An 18,670-nucleotide genomic window follows, 5' to 3' on the forward strand; every position below is an offset into this window, starting at 1 on the left:
CGAACAACCCGTGAGGCCGGCCGGTACGAACGGGCCTCAGCGGCTGCTGCGCTCCGCAGTGCGCGGCTCGCCCACCGTATGCGGGAGGTGTAGAAAGAGGACATGGCCGGACGCTACGGCCGCCCGCGTTCGGTTCTGAGGATGAGAACTGTCGCAGGTCAGGTCTTTCTCCTGCAGGTGGCGATCGTGGTCATGCTCGTCGCCGCCGCCATGGCGGCGCTTGTGCTGCAATCCCGGTCCGACTCGGAGCGCGAGGCCCGCCACAGGTCGGTCGCCGTTGCCCAGACCGTCGCCACCGCCCCCGGCATCCAGGAGGCGTTGCAGAGCCCTGACCCGACCGCCGTACTGCAACCGCGGGCCGAGGCCGCCCGCAGGCTCACCGGCGTCGACTTCATCGTCGTGATGAACACCGAGGGCATCCGCTACACCCACCCGATCAAGAACCGGATCGGCAAGAAGTTCGTCGGCACGATCCAGCCGGCGCTCAACGGCGGTGTGGTCACCGAGAAGATCGTCGGCACCATCGGACCCCTGGTGCAGGCCGTGGTGCCGGTCTTCGACGACAAGGGCAAGGTCATCGGGCTGGTCTCGGCCGGCATCACCATCAAGAAGGTCAGCGGCGTCGTCGACCAGCAGTTCCCGCTGCTCTTCGGTGCCGCGGCCGGCGTCCTCCTCCTCGCCACCGGCGGCACGGCACTGGTCAGCCGACGGCTGCGCCGTCAGACCCACGGCCTCGGCCCGGCCGAGATGACCCGGATGTACGAGCACCACGACGCGGTGCTGCACGCGGTGCGCGAGGGCGTGATCATCGTCGGCGGGGACGGCCGGGTGCTGCTCGCCAACGACGAGGCGTGCCGGCTGCTCGCCCTGCCGGAGGACGTCGAGGGGCGCCAGGTCGCGGACCTGGGGCTCGACCCCGCCACGGCCCAGCTGCTGGCCTCCGGCCGCGTGGTCACCGACGAGGTCCACCCGGTCGGCGAACGGCTGCTGGCCGTCAACCAGCGCTCGACGGACCAGGCGGGCGGCCCGCCCGGCAGTGTCACCACGCTCCGCGACACCACCGAGCTGCGGGTGGTCACCGGCCGCGCCGATGTCGCCCGCGGGCGCCTCAAGCTCCTCTACGACGCCGGTACGGAGATCGGCACCACCCTCGACGTGGTCCGCACCTGCGAGGAGCTGACCGAGTTCGCCGTGGCCCGGTTCGCCGACATCGTCACCGTCGACCTCGCCGAGGAGGTGCTGAACGGCGAGGAGCCGTCGCCGCCCAGCGGTGCCGGCATCGGCATCGAGATGCGGCGTACCGCGGCCAGCGGCGTTCCCCCGGGCAGCGGCCTGTACGAGGTCGGCACACTGATCCGCTTCGAGCCGGCCACCTCGCTCGGCACCGGGATCGCCCGCGGCGAGGCGGTCCTCGAACCGGATCTGACGCAGTTCAGCGGCTGGCACCTACAGAGCCCACAGCGCGCCCGGAAGATCGTCGCGCACGGCATCCACTCCAGGATCGCCGTCCCGCTGCGGGCCCGCGGCGCCATCCTCGGCGTGGTCATCTTCTGGCGCTCCCAGGACCCCGAGCCGTTCGAGGAGGAGGACCTCTCCCTCGCCGAGGAGCTGGTCGCCCGCGCCGCGGTGAGCATCGACAACGCCCGCCGGTACACCCGCGAGCACACCATGGCCGTGACCCTGCAACGCAGCCTGCTGCCACGTGGGCTGCCCGAGCAGAACGCCGTGGAGGCCGCCTACCGCTACCTGCCCGCCCAGGCCGGCCGCAGCGGGCTCGGCGGCGTCGGCGGCGACTGGTTCGACATCATTCCGCTGCCCGGCGCCCGAGTGGCCCTGGTCGTCGGCGACGTCGTCGGGCACGGCCTGCACGCCGCGGCCACGATGGGCCGGCTGCGCACCGCGGTGCACAACTTCGCCAACCTGGACCTGCCGCCCGACGAGATCCTCTGGCACCTCGACGAACTCGTCACCCGCATCGACCAGGACGAGGGGGCCGAAGGGGCCGAGGCCGCGGTCACCGGCGCCACCTGCCTGTACGCCATCTACGACCCGGCGTCCGGGACCTGCACCATGGCGAGGGCCGGGCACGTCCAGCCGCTGGTCCTGCGCCCGGACGGCACCGCCGAGATCGCCGAGGTGCCGGGCGGCCCGCCGCTCGGTCTGGGCGGTCTGCCCTTCGAGACCTGGCAGCGGAAGTTGCCGGAGGACAGCCAGCTGGTCCTGTTCACAGACGGGCTCGTCGAGGACCGCGACCGCGACCTCGACGAGGGCATGGCGGTGCTCACCCGTACCCTCGCCGACCACCCCGAACGGAGCCCGGAGGAGATCTGCGAGGCGGCGCTCGGCGCGCTGCTGCCCGAGCGCCCCAGCGACGACATCGCGCTGCTGGTCGCCCACACCCGGGTGCTGGACGCCGCGCACGTCGCCGACTGGGACGTGCCGCCGGACCCCTCCGCCGTGGCCCAGGTGCGGGCCGGGGCCGTCCGCAAGCTGATCGAGTGGGGGCTGCCGGACGAGGCGTTCACCACCGAACTGATCCTCAGCGAGCTGGTCACCAACTCGATCCGTTACGCCTCCGGTCCCATCCGCGTACGGCTGATCCGCGACACCTCGCTGATCTGCGAGGTCTCCGACCGCAGCAGCACCTCGCCACACCTGCGGCAGGCCGCCACCACGGACGAGGGCGGCCGGGGCCTCTTCCTGATCGCCCAGCTCGCCGAACGCTGGGGGACGCGCTACACCAGCAGCGGCAAGGTCATCTGGACGGAGCAGGCGCTCCCCGACGGGGACCTGGTCGCGGTGGCGGCCGACGGCGGGGATGCTTGAAGGTGACGGCACGGCTCGGAGCGGTAAGGAGGCCGTGATGGACTACCCGTTGCTCAACGCATTCTGGACGATGTGCCTGATCTTCCTCTGGGTCATGTGGCTGTTCCTGCTGGTCAGGATCATCGGTGACATCTTCCGTAGCCGGGACCTGAACAACTGGGCCAAGACCGGGTGGCTGGTCCTGGTGATCCTGCTGCCCTTCGTCGGCGTCTTCGTCTACGTCCTCGCACGGGGCCGCAGCATGAGCGAGCGCGAGGTCGCCCAACTCGAACAGCAGCAGAAGCAGCTGAAGACGTACATCCGGGAGACCGCCGCGACCGAGGGGGAGGGCGCCCGGCACGCCGAGTCGCTGGCGAAGCTCGCCGAGCTGAAGGCGCACGGCGACCTCACCGAGGAGGAGTTCCAGCAGGCCAAGGCGAAGGTGCTCGCCTGAGGACGGACTCCCGCACGGTCCGCTCCACGGCCGGCGCACCGACTGTTAGTCTCGAGTTGCGCGAATCGCGCAACTCGAGAGGCGGGGAATGACGTGACCAGTGGGGAGCGCTCGGCCACCCGGCACCGTCGGGAGCGGATGGTGGAACTGCTCGGGGCGGGCGACATCAGCGTGCACGACCTGGCCGCCGAGTTCGACGTCTCGCTGTCCACCGTCCGCCGCGATCTGGCCGCGTTGGCGGCCGGCGGCCGGATCACCCGCACTTACGGCGGTGCGGTCGACCACCGCGCCGTGGAGCGACCCCGGCGCGACAAGGAGCGCGCCCGGCGCACCGAGAAGGACGCCATCGCCCGCGCCGCGGCCGGGCTGGTCCGCAGCGGCGACGTGGTGCTCCTCGACGCGGGGACCACCGTCGCGCGGCTGGCCCACGAGCTGCGCGACCGCACCGACGTCACGGTCGTCACCAACGGGCTGTCCACACTGGTGGAGTTGGCGGACGCGGAGGTGGAGGTGGTGGTGCTCGGCGGCCGGCTGCGACGCCCCAACGAATCCCTGCTGGGCACCCGTACGGAGCAGGCGCTGCGCCGGCTCACCCCGGACGTCGCCTTCCTCGGCGTCGACGGACTCGACCCCCGTCGCGGGATCAACTGCCCGGACCTCGAACAGGCCGCGCTGAAGGAGACGATGGCCGAGTGCGCCCGGGCCGCCTGGGTGCTCGCCGACCACTCCAAGCTCGGTGGCCGGCGGGGCTTCCCGTACTGGGCGGCGATGCCCGCCGGTACGGGGCTGATCTCCGGCGGCGGGGAGCGGCAGTTGGGCGCGTTCACGGACGCGGGGTGGCCGGTGCGTACGGTCGACGGCGTTGCGCTGCACCCCTCTTGACAGTCCGTCCGACGGGTCGCCACCCTGAGTTGCGTGAATCACGCATGAAGAAATGCGTGATTCCGTCACTTGGGAGGAGGGTCGTATGGCCCAGGTGCTCGTCATCGGCGACGACCTCACCGGCAGCAACGCCACGGGCGCGCTCTACGCCCGCCTCGGCCTACGGGCCGTCACCGTCGGCGCGCTCGCCCAGGCCGAACGCTATGCCGACCGGGTCGACGTGCTCGTCATCAACACCGCGTCCCGCCACTGGCCCGCCGCCCGCGCCTACGCGGCCGTCCGCGCCGCGGCCCGGACGGCCGGCCCGGCACCCCTGATCGTCAAACGCGTCGACACCACGCTCCGCGGCAACCCCGGCAGTGAGCTCGACGCGCTCCTCGACGAGCTCACCGCCCGCGAGCCGTCCGCCACGATCCGGACGCTGGCCGTCCCCGCCTTCCCCGACGCCGGCCGCACCACCGTCGGTGGCCTGCACCTCGTCGACGGCGTCCCGCTGACCCGCACGGCCGTGGCCCGCGACCCCTTCGACCCCGTGCGGCACGCGCGGGTCACGGCCGTCCTGGGCGCCCAGAGCCGGCGCACCCTCGGCGAACTGGCCCTGGACGTGGTCGAACGCGGCCCGGACGCGGTGGTCTCGGCCCTGCGGGAGAGCCGGGCCGAGGTCACCGTCTGCGACGCCACCGAGAACGCGCACCTGCACACCGTCGCGGTCGCCGCCGCCCGTCTCGCCGAAGCGGACCGGATCCGCTGGGTCGCACTGGACTCCGGCCCCTTCGGCGCGGCCCTCGCCGCCGAACTGGGCCTGCGCCCCACCGGCGGCCCACCGGCCCGCATCCTGGCCGTCGTCGGCAGCACCACCGATCGCACCCGCACCCAACTCGCCCGTACGGAAACGGCGCTCGGCGCCCGCTGGGCCGACCTCGACCCCGCCGACCCGGACGCCGACCGGACGGTGGCGGCGCTGCGCGCGGCCGCGCAGGAGGGGGCCACGGTGCTCGGCGTCCGGGTGGCCCCCGCACCGGTGGCCGCCGACGGACCGGTCCCCGTACCCGACCCCGGCACCGCCGCGCGCCTGCTGCGCTGCCTGGCCGAGGTCACCCGTCGCGCGGTCGCCGAGCTGAGCCCCGGCGGGCTGTACGCCTCGGGCGGCGACGTCGCCGCGGCCGTCACCTCGGCGCTGGGCGCCGACGGCTTCGCCATCGAGACCGAGGTGCTGCCGCTGGCCGTCGCCGGACACCTGGTGGGCGGCCCGCACGACGGGCTGCCGTTCGCCACCAAGGGCGGCCTGATAGGCGGCCCCGACGCCGCCCGCGACTGCCTGGAACACCTGCGCGCGGCCTGCATCCGGTACGCCCCCGGCACCCCGCCCCGCACCGGAGGGCACACCACCGCACCGCCGCCGTGACCACCGGACGAGCACCCCGCCGGCCCCTTCACCGCTCCCCTCGAAAGGCCACGCCATGACCCACGGCCAGCTGACGCAGCGTCATCAGCCGGACTCCGCAGAGCCGTTGCCCCTCCTCGCCGTCACCCTCGGCGACCCGGTCGGCATCGGCCCGGAGATCACCGCCCGAACCCTCGCCGACCCGGCGAGCACCGCACTCGCCCGCGGACTCGCCGTCGGGGACGCCGCCGTACTGCGCCGCGCCGTCGCGGTCTGCGGTCTCGACGTCCGGGTGAACGCGGTCGGCGCGCCCGGTGAGGCGCGGTTCGAGCCCGGCACCATCGACGTCCTCGACCTCGGTGTCGCCCCCGACGACCTCCCGTGGGGCACCGTCGACGCGGTGGCCGGCCGGTCCGCGGTCGCCGCCATCGAGGCCGCCACCCGGGCCGCGCTGGCCGGGGAGGTCGACGGCATCGTCACCTCTCCGATCAACAAGGAAGCCATCTGGGCGGCCGGTTCACCGCACCTGGGCCACACCGAGATGCTCGGCGAACTCACCGGCGCGGCACACTTCGACACCATGTTCGTGGTCCGCGGCCTCAAGATCTTCTTCACCACCCGCCACCTCGCCCTGCGCGCGGCACTGGACCAGATCACCGAGGACCGGGTCGCGGCGAGCATCCGGCACGCCGTCACCGCACTGCGCGTCTTCGGCCACGACGCGCCCCGCCTCGCGGTCGCCGCGGTCAACCCGCACGGCGGCGAGGGCGGCCACTTCGGCGACGAGGAGATCACCGCGCTGCGCCCGGCCGTCGAGAAGGCGGCCGCCGAGGGGCTCGGCGTCGTCGGGCCGATCCCCGCCGACTCGGTCTTCCACCAGGGCCTCGAAGGCCGCTTCGACGGAGTGCTGTCCCACTTCCACGACCAGGGCCACATCCCCGCCAAGACCGTCGACTTCGACGGCACCGTGTCCGTCACCGTCGGCCTGCCGATCCTGCGCACCTCCGTCGACCACGGCACCGCCTTCGACATCGCGGGCAGCGGCCGGGCCTCGCACCGCACCATGGCAGCGGCCTTCCGCGCCGCCGCCGACTTCAGTCGCTGCACCGACCGGATCCGCGCCGCCTACGGAACGGCAGCAACCCGATGACGGACCGCACCCCACGGCCGGCCCCGCAGTCGGCCCCGCCCACGATCCCCGCCAAGCGGTGGGTGTACGTCATCCCCGTCGCCGCCCTGATGTACCTGTTGGCGTACCTCGACCGGAACAACGTCTCCGTCATCCTCCCCTATATGCACGGCGACCTGGCCCTGTCCAACGCCGACAAGGGCCTGGTCGGCGGCGTGTTCTTCGTCGGCTACGTCTTCCTCCAGATCCCGGCCGCGATCCTCGCCCAGCGCTGGAGCGCCCGGAAGACCGTCCTGGTCCTCATGGTGGCCTGGGGGCTGGCCGCCTGCCTCTCCGGACTCGTGCAGACCAAGGCGCAGTTCTATGTGGCCCGTTTCGTCCTGGGCTTCTTCGAGGGCGGCGTCTGGCCCGCCGTGCTGATCCTGCTCGCCTCGTGGTTCCCGCTGCGCGAGCGCGCCCGTGCCAATGCGCTGTGGATGGCCTGCCTGCCGCTCTCCTCGGTACTGATGGCGCCGCTGTCCGGCTGGATGCTGGACCACGCGGGCTGGCGCTGGGTCCTGGTGCTCCAGGGCCTGCCGCCCCTGGCGTGGGCGGTGGTCTGGTGGTTCACCGTCGCCGACCGGCCGGCGCAGGCCCGGTGGATCTCCCGCGCCGAGGCCGACCACCTGGACCGCGCGCTCGCCGCCGACGAGGCCGCCAAACCCGCGGCCGGCAACGGCTCCTACCTCGACGCGGTCAGGCAGCGGCAGGTCCTCGTCCTCATCGGCGTCTACTTCTTCTGGATCACCGGCTTCTACGGCTTCAACCTCTGGCTGCCGTCGGTCATCAAGGAGCTGACCCACAACGGCTCCGCCACCGAGGTGGGCCTGCTGACCGCGATCCCCTTCACCCTCGCGCTGGTCGTCATGATCGCCAACGCCGCCTGGTCCGACCGCACCGGCAGACGCCGCCGGGCGGTGGCCGTCCCGCTCGTCGTCGGCATCGCCGCCCTGCTGCTGGGACAGGCCGTCGACGGCGCGCTGCCCCGGATGCTGCTGCTGTGCGTCACCGCCGCCGCGGTCTACGCACCGTACGGGCCCTTCTGGGCCATCCCCGGTCAGCTGCTCCGCCTCGACGTGGTCGCCGTCGCCATGGGCCTGATCAACGCTCTGGGGAACCTGGGCGGATTCGCCGGCCCGTACCTCGTGGGCTGGCTCACCGACGCCACGGGCTCCAGCGTGACCGGCTTCGCCGTGCTGTCCGGCTTCCTCGCGGTGGCCGTGGCACTGGTGACCTTCGGCCTGCGCCCGGGCACCCGGCCCGTACATCGGATCATCGGGGAGGCGCCCGAGCGCGTCTGATGCTCCGTCATCACCCCGACATTCCCCGTTCGTTGCCGTCGTTCCCCCTGGACGGCGAACGGACGCGTAACGTCCGGTGAAGAAAGGGAAGGTGTGTCAGTGGCAGCAGGCACACTGGGATCACGGTGACACACATGCACGCCCGGGGGAGTGCGATGGACATCAGGTTTGAACTGACCGGTCCCGACAGCCGGCGGGAGCTGCGGTCGCTCCACGCATGGCTGCACGACGATCGCGCGCTGCGCGACGGGATGCGGATCGAGCCGGTGCGCGAGCGGTCCGGCGGCGCGATGGGCGGCGACCTGGAGGCGGTGCTCGCACTCGTCTCGACGGTCGCCGCACTGGCGCAACTGCCGTTCTCCTACGCCGCCTGGCGCGAGGGACGCAGGCCCCGGTCCCAGGTCGTCATCCACGTCCACGGTGCCGCACCCGACGAGCTCACGGCGGTCCGGCGGGCGTTCCCCGACGACCCGGTACAGGCCGCCCCGGACGCCGGGGCGGAGCCGGCGGCGCAGCCGCAGCCGGAAGGGGACCGGGGCCAGTGACCGTCGACACCACGACGGAGGACGCCGGCACCGACGAGGTGCGGCGGATCGATCCGGCCCGCTGCGCCTGCGTACTCATCGGGGTGGACCGGTACTCCGAACTCGAACCGCTGCGCAGCGTCCGGCACAACCTCACCGAACTGGCCGCCGCGCTGACCGACAAGGCGATCCTGGGCATCGCCCCGGAGCGGATCACCACGGTGGCGAACCCGGAATCCGCCGTCGATCTGGTGGCGCCGATCCGCGAGGCGGCCAAGGCGGCCGCGGACACCCTGATCGTCTACTACGCGGGCCACGGCCTGCTGGATCGCAGCGAGGAGGAGCTCTACCTCACCCTCCCCGGCTCCGTCGAGGACCAGCCCGAGACGGCGGTCAGCGACGCCTACATCCGCCGGGCCATGCGCGACCACGGCTCCGCCGAGCGCCGCGTCCTGCTGCTCGACTGCTGCTACAGCGGCCGGGTCCTCAGGGGCGGGATGTCCGTCGCGGACCGCGGCGTCCGGGCGTCCGGGCGGACACTGCGGGGGGTCCGCGGCGCGTATGTGATGACCTCCACCTCGGGGGACCGGAAGTCGCACGCCCCGGACCCCAAGCGATGTACCGCCTTCACCGGCGAACTGGTCGGGGTGCTGCGCGAAGGGGTACCCGACGGGCCCGAGATGCTCGGGCTGCACGCCGTCTTCGAGGCCGTCCGCGACCGGATGGCCGAACGCCGGCTGCCCCAGCCGCAGGAGCCCCAGGACCGCGACGAGGGCGGCGTCGGCCTGCTGCCCTTCGTGCGCAACGTGGCCGTGGCACCGCCCCCGACGGCGGCGGTCGCCGCCCCGGCCGCCCCGCCGGCGCGCCCCTCCCGTCGGCTGCTCGCCGCGGGAGCGCTGGCGCTCGGCCTGGTGGCCGGGCTCGCCGCCCCGCCCGCATGGCAGTGGGTGCGGGGGCTCAACCCCCAGCAGCCGGGCGGCGCCTGCTCACCACGGGCCACCCTGCTCAGCTACTCCGACGCCCTGGACAAACGCCAGGCGTCGGGCGAGACCATCGGCGGGCTGTCCGCGCTCGCGCTCACCGGACCCGGCAGGGCACTGGCGCTGACGGACAACCAGACGGGCCGGGTCTTCCCGCTTCGTCTCGGCCCGCCCGAGAAGCTCCGGCCCGAGGCGCTCACCGCCAAGACGCTGCGCACCCAGAGCGGCACCAAACCCTCCGAATGGTTCGACGGCGAGGGCCTGGTCGTGGAGCGGGGCGGCAAGACGATCCTGGTCGCCTCGGAGACCGGCCCCGCCATCCGCCGCTTCAGCATGGCCACGGGCACCCAGGTGGGCCGGGACCTGCCCGTTCCACCGGAGTTCCGGACCAGCCCGAAGGGCCAGGGCCAGGCCGGGCGCACCATCGAATCGCTGACCGTCTCCCCGGACGGGCGCTACCTCTACGCCGCGATGGAGGGCGCGCTGGCCAAGGACGGCGACGCCCGCGGCCGCACCATGCTCCGCATCCAGCGCTATGTGGGCACCCCCGGAGGGGCCTATGCCTTCGACCGGCAGTACGCCTACCAGGCCAAGGAAGGCATGTACCTCGCCGAGCTGGTGGCGTCCGCCGACGACCGGCTGCTCGCTCTGGAACGGCAGTACGTGGACGGCATCGGCAATGCGGTCCGGGTCTACGACGTGCCCCTCAAGGGCGCCCAACCCATGGACGAGAGCAAGGCGCTCTACGACCAGCCGGCCGACGTCTTCGTCGAACACCGCCTGCTGTTCGACCTCGGCCGGTGCCCCGCGGGCGACCCCGGCGTCGTCCCGACCCATCCCGGGCGCATCGTCAATCCCCTGTTGGAGAACGTGGAGGGGATGGCCCTGGGCGAGCCCTGGACCACCGGCCCGCACAAGGGACGGCGCCCGCTGTACCTGGTGTCGGACGACAACAACAACAGCGAACAGACCACCCGCCTCTACGCGTTGAGCGTACGCATCCCCTGAAGGCCGTCGCCGGCCTTCAAGGCCGCACCGCCGCAGGCGACCACTCCGACTCACGCACCTGACGAAGCGTCAGGTCTCATGCCGCCACCGCTACGGCGCCTGCGAGGGTGTCGAGCAGGGACTCACCGGGCTCGACGTGACCGCCGACGATGTCCCAGCAGTCGGGGAAGAGCCGTCGCTCGGGGCCGCGTTTCTGGACGAAGGCCTTCCCGTCCGCATTGAGGACGACCGCTCCGACCGCCCACACCTCACCGTCGGCGGGTAACGGGATCTCGACACCACTGTCCACGGTCACGGCACTCTGATCGTCTGTCATGGGCGCACGATATCCGTGCAGTTCGGTGGGCGCGCACCGCTCCCTCAGGAAGCCGACGAGTCGGTCGCCGTCGAGGATGAGCCGGGGCCAGGCGACGTCCGGGTGCACATACGCCTCGGCGAGGGACTTGACGACCGGGGCGACCAGGTGGTCCTGGTCGGGGCGTACCTTCAGGGCGATCGCGGCGTCGAAGTTGCCGGGGGTGATCTTCTCCAAGCGGGGCGAGGTGGCCATGCGCGAAGCCTAAAGGCGCAGGCCAGAAGGGCAAACGCAGTTTTCGGCGTCGCGTGCGGGAGCGAGGGGTGTCTTTCCGCTCTTCGCGGATGAGCCCGGGGCGCCAGGCGTCGCAGGCCCACGGAGGCCGGGAGGGCATCCGCTAGTCCGCCCGCTTGCTCCTCCCCGGCTTCTCCGACCTGCCCGGTGTCAGCTCCGGCAGGGCGGCCAGCGCTTGGAGCCCCCTGAGGAGGCCGTCCCGGTCGGCGGTCGGTAGCCGGGCGAGCAGTCGTTCCTCGCCCTGCTGGATCGCGGACTGCGTGGCGTCCCGCAGTCGGCGGCCCTCGGGGGTGAGCGACAGCAGTCGCACCCGCCGGTCGCCGGGGTCGGGCTGGCGGTGGATCAGCTTGCGTTCCTCCAGGTCGTCGAGGACGGCGATGATGCGGGTCTTGTCCGCCCGGATGGCCTCGGCCAGCGCGGCCTGGGTGCGGATCGGCTTCTCGTCGAGGCGCAGCAGCACCGCGTACGCCCACATGGTGAGCCCATGGGCGTCGAGGACCGGCTGTTCGGCGGCCATCAGTGCCCGCCCCAACGGAACGACCATCGCCGCCAGATCGGGTCGGGTCGGCCGACCCCTGGATGCGGTGCCCGTGTCGGCTGCGTTCTCGGCCATGGGCAAGAAAATACCCTTTGACAATTCATACGCTGGTGCAGATCGTAGGCACATGCCTATCAATAGTGCCGCGCACCTCGCGCACCTCAAGCTGCTCCACGCCCAGGCGGTCCGGGACAGCGTGACCCTCGTCCGCCGCACGGGCCCCGACGACCTCCGTCGACCCACTCCCTGCTCGGCATGGACCCTGGCCGATCTCCTCGCCCATATGACGGCCCAGCACCGCGGGTTCGCGGCGGCGGCGCTCGGGCACGGTCAGGACCTGGCCCACTGGTCGGTCCACCCGCTCGGCACCGACCCCGTCGGGTCGTACGGCGACGCCGCCGAGCAGGTCATCGAGGCCTTCGCCACCGTGGACGACTCCGACCGCGTCTTCGCCCTGCCGGAGTTCAGCAGCGCCCAGAGCTTCCCCGCCCACCAGGCGATCGGCTTCCACCTCATCGACTACGTCGTCCACGCCTGGGACGTCGCGCGCACCCTGGACCTCGACTACGCCCCGGGCCCGGAACTCCTCCGGGCCGCACTGCCGACAGCCCTCGCCGTCCCCGACGACGACGCCCGCCTCGCCCCCGGCAGCGCCTTCCGGCCGGGCCTGCCCGTGGACGACGACGCAGGCGCGCTCGATCGGATCCTGGCCGTACTCGGCCGCGCACCGGACTGGCGGCGGCCCGTCGGGTCCGCGTAGCGGCCGGCGGGCCGCGGGAGCCCCCGCCGCACCTCCAAGCGGAACGGGCGGGGTGGCGAAGGGTGTTGTCATGGCCGACCACTCCGGGCGCGTCGTGGACCGGACCGTTCCCCCGTCAGCAGAATGGTGAAGGCGGAGCCGGAGCGGTGGGCATCTGGTCGGGCATGTGGTCGGGCACGAGGTGAGGGAGGCGGCGGGGCATGACGGGCAGCAGCGCGGAGCGGGCGAACGACAAGGCGTCGGACGGGGCAACGGTCGGCGCGCGGCGGCGGACGGACACCGGCGCCGCCGTGCTCGACGTGCCCGTCATCGACATCTCCGGCTGGGACACCGGCGGCGGCACCGGCCGTGCGGCCATCGCGACCGCGGTCGACGACGCCGCGCGCACCGTCGGCTTCATGCAGATCCGCGGGCACGGCATCCCCGAGGCCACGGTGCGGGCCTTCGCCGACGCGTTGGACGCCTTGTTCGCGCTGCCGCTGGAGGAGAAGGAGCAACTGCGCGCGCCGTCGCCCGACATCAACCGCGGCTACACCCCACCGCGCACCGAGCGGCTCAGCCTCAGCCTGGGGGTGCCGGCCGCCGCCCCGGACCTCTTCGAGGCCTTCAACGTCGGCTCGGAGGCGTCCGACTTCCCCGGGCTGGACCTGCCCGAGGCGCAGTACCCGGCCAACATCTGGCCGTCCGTGCCGGGGTTCCGCGAGGCGGTGGGCGAGTGGTGCGGCCGGGCGGGCGGGCTCGCCCGGCGGCTGACCGGGATCTTCGCGCACGCGCTGGGCCTCGCCGAGGGCTACTTCGTGCCGTTCACCGACCACTCGCTCGACGTGCTGCGGATGAACCACTATCCGCGCCCCGCGCAGGAGACCACCCTGGACCGGGACCAGATGGGGATGGGCGCGCACACCGACTACGGCATCGTCACCGTGCTGTGGGCCGACCGGGTGCGGGGGCTACAGATCCTCGACACCACCGGAGCCTGGCACGACGTCCTGCCGGAGCCCGGCTGTCTCCTGGTCAACCTCGGTGATCTGCTGGCCCGTTGGACCAACGACCGGTGGCGGTCCACGATGCACCGGGTCCTGCCGCCGACCGACGACACCGACCGGGTCGTCCGGCGCCGTTCGGCCGCGTACTTCCACGACGGCAACTGGGACGCGGAGATCAGCTGTCTGCCCGGCTGCGTCCCGGCCGGCACCGAGCCGCTCTATCCGCCCACCACGGTCGGTCGGCACCTCGCCGAGAAGCTCGCCGGCTCGCGCGCCGGACGATCCAATGAGAACGCGCACCGCGAGGCCGCCCGGCTCCGGGCCGCCGGGCACGACTGACGCCACCGACGGCGCCGGCCCGGCCGGGGGATCCGCAGGGTCAGCCGGCCATGCGCCCCCCGGCGCACCCGCGCACCCCGAAGGCTCTCTGGACGGGCCCACGGCCCACCCCCTAGCGTCACGCATCGTGACCAGCCTTCCTCAGCCCCCCGACATCCTGTCACCGGAGTTCTCGGCCGACCCCTACCCGGCGTACCGCATCCTGCGCGACCACTACCCGCTGTTCCACCACAAGGGCACCGACAGTTATCTGATCTCGCGGTACGAGGACGTGGAACGGGCCTTCCGCGACCCGGTGTTCAGCACCGACAACTACGCCTGGCAGATCGAGCCGGCACACGGCGGACGCACCCTGCCGCAGATGAGCGGCCGCGAACACGCCGTACGCCGTGCCCTGGTGGCGCCCGCCTTCCGCGGCCGGGAGCTGCACGAGAGGTTGCACCCCCTCATCGAGCGGAACGCCCGCGAGCTGATCGACGCCTTCCGCGACGCGGAGGACGTGGATCTGGTGGCGCAGTTCGCCACCCGCCTGCCGATCAACGTGATCGTCGACATGCTGGGGTTGGACCGGGCCGACCACGACCGCTTCCACGGCTGGTACACCGCGGTCGTCGCCTTCCTCGCCAACCTCGCGCAGGACCCCGACGTCGCGGCGGCCGGCCGTCGCGCGGGCGCGGAGCTCGCCGGGTACCTGCGCCCGATCCTCCGGGAACGCCGCGCCGCGCCGGGCGGCGACCTGCTCTCCCGACTGTGCACCGCCGACGTGGACGGCGTCCGCATGAACGACCGGGACATCACCGCGTTCGTGAGTCTGCTGCTGGCCGCGGGCGGCGAAACCACCGACAAGGCCCTGGCCCTGACCGTCCGGAACCTGCTGGCCCGCCCCGAACAGCTCGCCGCGGTGCGTGCCGACCGCACGTTGATCCCCGCCGCCTTCGCCGAAACGCTGCGCTACACCCCACCGGTCCAGATGATCATGCGTCAGCCCGAGGTGGACGTCACCCTCAGCGGTGGCACCGTGCCCGCCGGCGCCACGGTCACCTGCCTGATCGGCGCCGCCAACCGCGATCCGCGCCGCTACGCCCGGCCCGACGCGTTCGACGTCCGCCGCGCCGAACTCGGCGCGACCAGCGCCTTCAGCGCCGCCGCCGCACACGTCGCCTTCGGCCTGGGCCGGCACTTCTGCGTGGGCGCCCTGCTGGCCAGGTCCGAGGTGGAGATCGGCCTCAACCAGCTCCTCGACGCGTTCCCCGCCATGGGGTTCGCGGACGGTACGGAACCGGCCGACGCCGGCGTCTTCACCCGTGGGCCGCGGCAGCTGTGGGTACGGCTCGGCACCCGTGCGGCGGTGCGGACGCCGGCCGGTACGGGCTGAGGGCCCCCGCCGTAGCGGTCCGCGGCAATCGGTGCGGGCTTACGCGGCGCGGTCGGCCGCCGATCAGACCTCGTCCACCGGCGGTCGTCGCAGGACGTACAGACCGACGGCCAGCACGACCACGATGACGCAGGCGGAGAAGGCCAGGCCCGCGCCGCGCAGCCCGAGTTCCAGGGTGAGCGCGCCGACTCCGACCACCGGCAGCGAGATGCCGAAGTAGGCGACGAGGAAGAAGGCCGAGATGGTGCCGCCGCGGTGCTCGGGCGGGGCCGCGCGGCCCACGGCGGTCAGGCCGGCGCGGAAGGCCAGGCCCTGGCCGATGCCGCCGCACACCGCGCCGGCGACCAGCACGGGCAGCGACGTGACCACCAGGGACGTGGCGACCAACAACAGCCCCACCACCAGCACCAGACAGCCGCCGGGCAGCGCCCTTCGTACGCCGATCTGTCCGGTGAGCAACTGACCGGCGGTCGATCCCAGGAACACGGTGAAGACGATCAGCCCGGTGACGGCCAGGTTGTGCACGCCCAGGGTCTGGCCGACGAAGGCCGGTGCGACCGCGGTGAACAGGCCCAGCAGCGCGAATCCGGCGAACGCGGCGACGGCCGAGGGGGCGAACACCCCGCGCACCTCGGGCGGGAGACGGAGTCCCCGGGGCCGCAGGGTGCGCGGCCGGTGCGGGTGCGCAACGGTCTCCGGCAGCAGCCAGGTCGCCACCGCGGCCAGGGCCAGCAGGCCGAGGTGCACCAGGAAGGGCAGCGTCAGCGGCCACGGGGAGTACTGGGCGAGCAGCCCGGACAGCAACGGACCGCAGCCGAGGCCGCCCATGTTCGCGGCGGTCGCGGCGAACCCGGCGGGTCCCTCCTGGCCGGGCCCGGCCAGCTCCAGTACGGCCGCGGTGGCGGCGCCGCTGAACAGTCCGGCGGCGAAGCCGGACAGCACCCGCCCCAGCAGCAGCGCCGGCAGCCCGTCTTCGAAGAGGAAGCACAGCGCGCTGGCGGCCGAGAGGCCGAGGGCGCACAGCAGCACCGGTCGCCGGCCGACCTCGTCGGAGACGTTGCCGGCGAGCAGCAGCACGGTGATCACACCGAGGGCGTAGACGGCGAAGACCACGGTCACCGTCAGTTCGGAGAACCCGAGCTGTTCGCGGTAGAGGCCGTACAGCGGGGTGGGCAGGGTGGTACCGGCCATGCCGATGGCGAACACGCCGGCGGCCACCGGGTAGCCGGGGCGCCAGTGCCGTCGTGTGCGATCGGTGATCATGGCTTCCAACGTAGGCGCCGTCCGGTGGTGTCGTCGAGGACTGCGGACCGTGGACAGCGCGGTGCCCCCGCCGTTCGGCGGGGGCACCTGTGGGCCGGGGGCCGGTGCTCAGTGCTTGGCCGACGGCTTGTTCGCCGCCGTGACGTTCACCGCGGCCCAGGCCTTGTCGACCGTCTTGTACTCGGTGCTTCCGGCGCCGTAGATGTCCTTCGCGGCGCGCAGCGTCGCGGTCCGGGCGTCGTGGAAGTCGGTCGTGGAGACCATGTACCGGGTGAGCGCCCGGTAGAAGATCGCCGTGGCCTTGCTCCGGCCGATGCCGCTGACGGTGGAGCCGTCGACGGTGGGGGAGTCGTAGGCGACGCCGCCGATGGTCTTCTTCCCGCTGCCCTCGGCGAGCAGGTAGAAGGCGTGCGAGGAGACGCCGGAGCCGGCGTGCACCTCGGTGTCGTAGGACTCCTTCGACCAGTAGTCGACGGTGCCTTCGAGCTTGTCGAGCGACGGCTTGTCCAGGCGGCGCAGGAACTTCTGCTCCAGGCCGAGCTTCTCGCCCATCAGGTAGTTCGGCGGGTTCTTCGGGTTGTTGGTGGCGAACTCCACCGCGCTGCCGAAGATGTCCGCCAGCGACTCGTTGAGCGAGCCGGGCTCGCCGAACTGGTTGCCGTCCGTGTCGACGCGGGTGGGCTGGAGGTTGGCGGTCGCATCGACCACGCCGTGGGTCAGCTCGTGGCCGGTGACGTCCAGGACGACCAGCGGCTTGGCGAAGGTCTTGCCGTCACCGTCGCCGTAGAGCATGCAGCCGCAGTCCGACGACCAGTAGGCGTTGCCGACGTTCTTGCCGAAGTGCACCAGTGCGCGTGCCCCGCGGCCGTCGTTCTTGATGCCGTTGCGGCCGAACGTCTTCTTGTAGAAGTCCAGCGTGCTGGTGATGCCGTACTGGGCGTCCACGGCGGCGGTCGTCCGGTCGCCGGTGGTGCCGTTGCCCCAGCGGTTGGTGGTGCTGGTGAGCGCCTTGCCGGCGGAGAACTTCTCCGGCTCCTTGTCACCGGCGTCCCGGGTCTCGGTGTTCCCGCGGGTGGGGTCCTTCAGGGCGAAGGACTTCTGCCCGGTCTGGGTGGTGGTCAGCGGCACACTGCCGACGAAGAAGGACGAGCCGGTGCCCTTGGCCGCGGCCGGGAAGCCGGCGACGGCCGCCGATGTGCCGCTGGTGGGCGGGGCGACGGGGGTCAGCCCGGTCGCGGGGTTGAGGCGTTCGCCCCGCTTGCGCAGCTTCTCCTGAACGGCCGGCGACAGGAACGAGTCGTTGCTGGGGGTGTTGCTGAGCACCTCGCCGGTGACCGCGTCGAGGACGACCGTGCGGGTGCCGCCGGCCTCGGTGGTACGGCTGTCGGTGACCTGCACCTGGTAGGCCAGCGTGGTCTGGTCCTCGCGGGCGTCCACGACCAGTTCGGCCTCGCCGGCGTCACCCTTGGCCACGGAGGCGGCCTTGGCCTCGGCCTGACCGGCCGACAGCTTCGGGTCCGTGGTGGGCACCGCGACCTGGTGGCGGTAGGCCCGGGTCACGCCCTCGTAGGCGGACTTGGCGGTGAGGTGGACGACGAGGTCGCCGCCGAGGACCGGGAGTCCGCGGTGGACACGGATGAATCGGACGTGCTGCCGACCCTCCGGGTCAACCATCGTGTCGACGGCCTTGAGGGTGTCCTGCTTGCCGACGCCGGTGGCCGAGGCGTGGGCGAACGCGGCGGTGCGGGCCGCGTCGACGACCTTGGCGAGGGAGGGGGTGGAGGGGGAGGAGGCCGCGGCCGGAGCGGCCACGGAGCCCGCGGAGGCGGCGGTGGCCACCCCGGCGGTGAGGGTCGCCGCAGTGGTCACCGCAACGGCAATGGCCAGGCGGTGGCTGCGTATGTGGGGTCTACGCACTGCTGAGGGTCCTTAGCGATGCGGGGGCGGCCGGCTGCCCAACCGCCCGTACGCGCGGTGCCGTTGAGCACCACGGGGGCCGCCGTGCGGCCCCGCGCAAACCCTCTAAGGCCTGGCATGGGCATGTAAAGCGAAATGATCGGAATTAAAGATTTGTGTTCCAAAATTGATAATTGATCACCTTTGGGTGATGGCGGGGTGACCAACTGTGCTCTGCCTCAGGAGACATGGAGTGGCGCGAAAGGGTTGCTCCGCTGCCGGAATTCATGTCGGCTGCTGTCGCCGCGCCGAGGAGGGAGCGGAACGCACGCGGCCGAGCGCGCGATGGCGACGCGGACGGCGCGCATCGGCAGGTCGGTCTGCCCGCCCGGCGCGCCACATGCCGAGCGGGGAGGTC

General features: G+C 72.6%; 15 protein-coding genes. 11 read left to right on the top strand and 4 right to left on the bottom strand.

The annotated features are described in order from the left end of the window. The first annotated feature begins 102 nt into the window (after window positions 1-102). From AB0C96_RS29615 to AB0C96_RS29650, 8 genes are all read left to right on the top strand, one after another. Complete coding sequence (locus tag AB0C96_RS29615) at window positions 103-2,826, top strand: SpoIIE family protein phosphatase (RefSeq protein WP_362921505.1); 2,724 nt, start codon at window positions 103-105, stop codon at window positions 2,824-2,826. 37 nt (window positions 2,827-2,863) lie between these two features. After that, the gene (locus tag AB0C96_RS29620; RefSeq protein ID WP_362921506.1) at window positions 2,864-3,259 is read left to right on the top strand and encodes an SHOCT domain-containing protein; all 396 of its coding nucleotides are present in this window, start codon (window positions 2,864-2,866) and stop codon (window positions 3,257-3,259) included. Between the two features lie 93 nt (window positions 3,260-3,352). Continuing rightward, on the top strand, window positions 3,353-4,141 hold the full coding sequence (locus tag AB0C96_RS29625; protein WP_362921508.1) for a DeoR/GlpR family DNA-binding transcription regulator: 789 nt from the start codon (window positions 3,353-3,355) through the stop codon (window positions 4,139-4,141). An 85-nt stretch (window positions 4,142-4,226) separates the two neighbouring features. Beyond that, entirely contained in the window at window positions 4,227-5,546 is a 1,320-nt protein-coding gene (locus AB0C96_RS29630) for a four-carbon acid sugar kinase family protein (protein WP_362921510.1), read from the top strand. A gap of 55 nt (window positions 5,547-5,601) precedes the next feature. Next, window positions 5,602-6,675 carry a 4-hydroxythreonine-4-phosphate dehydrogenase PdxA gene (pdxA, locus tag AB0C96_RS29635; protein WP_362921512.1) on the top strand — a complete coding sequence of 358 codons (1,074 nt, stop codon included), beginning with the start codon at window positions 5,602-5,604 and terminating at the stop codon, window positions 6,673-6,675. Beyond that, on the top strand, window positions 6,672-7,994 hold the full coding sequence (locus tag AB0C96_RS29640) for an MFS transporter (RefSeq protein ID WP_362921514.1): 1,323 nt from the start codon (window positions 6,672-6,674) through the stop codon (window positions 7,992-7,994). The genes pdxA and AB0C96_RS29640 overlap by 4 nt, the downstream gene beginning before the upstream one ends. A 155-nt stretch (window positions 7,995-8,149) precedes the next feature. Continuing rightward, a complete protein-coding gene (locus AB0C96_RS29645; protein ID WP_362921516.1) occupies window positions 8,150-8,539 on the top strand; it encodes a hypothetical protein in 390 nt (129 codons plus the stop codon). Beyond that, window positions 8,536-10,506: an esterase-like activity of phytase family protein gene (locus AB0C96_RS29650; protein WP_362921518.1), complete on the top strand. Its 1,971-nt coding sequence runs from the start codon at window positions 8,536-8,538 to the stop codon at window positions 10,504-10,506. Before AB0C96_RS29645 ends, AB0C96_RS29650 begins: the two co-directional genes overlap by 4 nt. A gap of 76 nt (window positions 10,507-10,582) precedes the next feature. On the opposite strand, the gene AB0C96_RS29655 is transcribed toward AB0C96_RS29650, so the two are convergent. Further along, window positions 10,583-11,056: an NUDIX domain-containing protein gene (locus AB0C96_RS29655; RefSeq protein WP_362921520.1), complete on the bottom strand. Its 474-nt coding sequence runs from the start codon at window positions 11,054-11,056 to the stop codon at window positions 10,583-10,585. 142 nt (window positions 11,057-11,198) lie between these two features. Beyond that, complete coding sequence (locus tag AB0C96_RS29660) at window positions 11,199-11,708, bottom strand: MarR family transcriptional regulator (RefSeq protein WP_362921522.1); 510 nt, start codon at window positions 11,706-11,708, stop codon at window positions 11,199-11,201. Window positions 11,709-11,760: 52 nt separating this feature from the next. On the opposite strand from AB0C96_RS29660, the gene AB0C96_RS29665 reads away from it, so the two are divergent. From AB0C96_RS29665 to AB0C96_RS29675, 3 genes are all read left to right on the top strand, one after another. Further along, window positions 11,761-12,393, top strand: a complete 633-nt coding sequence (locus tag AB0C96_RS29665) for a TIGR03086 family metal-binding protein (RefSeq protein ID WP_362921523.1) — start codon at window positions 11,761-11,763, stop codon at window positions 12,391-12,393. A gap of 200 nt (window positions 12,394-12,593) precedes the next feature. Continuing rightward, the gene (locus AB0C96_RS29670) at window positions 12,594-13,718 is read left to right on the top strand and encodes a 2-oxoglutarate and iron-dependent oxygenase domain-containing protein (RefSeq protein WP_362921525.1); all 1,125 of its coding nucleotides are present in this window, start codon (window positions 12,594-12,596) and stop codon (window positions 13,716-13,718) included. Between the two features lie 127 nt (window positions 13,719-13,845). Beyond that, window positions 13,846-15,093: a cytochrome P450 gene (locus tag AB0C96_RS29675; RefSeq protein WP_362921527.1), complete on the top strand. Its 1,248-nt coding sequence runs from the start codon at window positions 13,846-13,848 to the stop codon at window positions 15,091-15,093. 63 nt (window positions 15,094-15,156) lie between these two features. Here the strand turns inward: AB0C96_RS29675 and AB0C96_RS29680 are convergent, their stop codons facing one another. Both AB0C96_RS29680 and AB0C96_RS29685 read right to left on the bottom strand, forming a co-directional pair. After that, the gene (locus AB0C96_RS29680) at window positions 15,157-16,356 is read right to left on the bottom strand and encodes an MFS transporter (RefSeq protein WP_362921529.1); all 1,200 of its coding nucleotides are present in this window, start codon (window positions 16,354-16,356) and stop codon (window positions 15,157-15,159) included. Window positions 16,357-16,464: 108 nt separating this feature from the next. Beyond that, window positions 16,465-18,273 carry a M4 family metallopeptidase gene (locus tag AB0C96_RS29685; protein ID WP_362921531.1) on the bottom strand — a complete coding sequence of 603 codons (1,809 nt, stop codon included), beginning with the start codon at window positions 18,271-18,273 and terminating at the stop codon, window positions 16,465-16,467. Window positions 18,274-18,670 lie beyond the last annotated feature (397 nt).

The sequence above is a fragment of the Streptomyces sp. NPDC048506 genome (genome assembly GCF_040651315.1).
Lineage (GTDB): Bacteria > Actinomycetota > Actinomycetes > Streptomycetales > Streptomycetaceae > Streptomyces.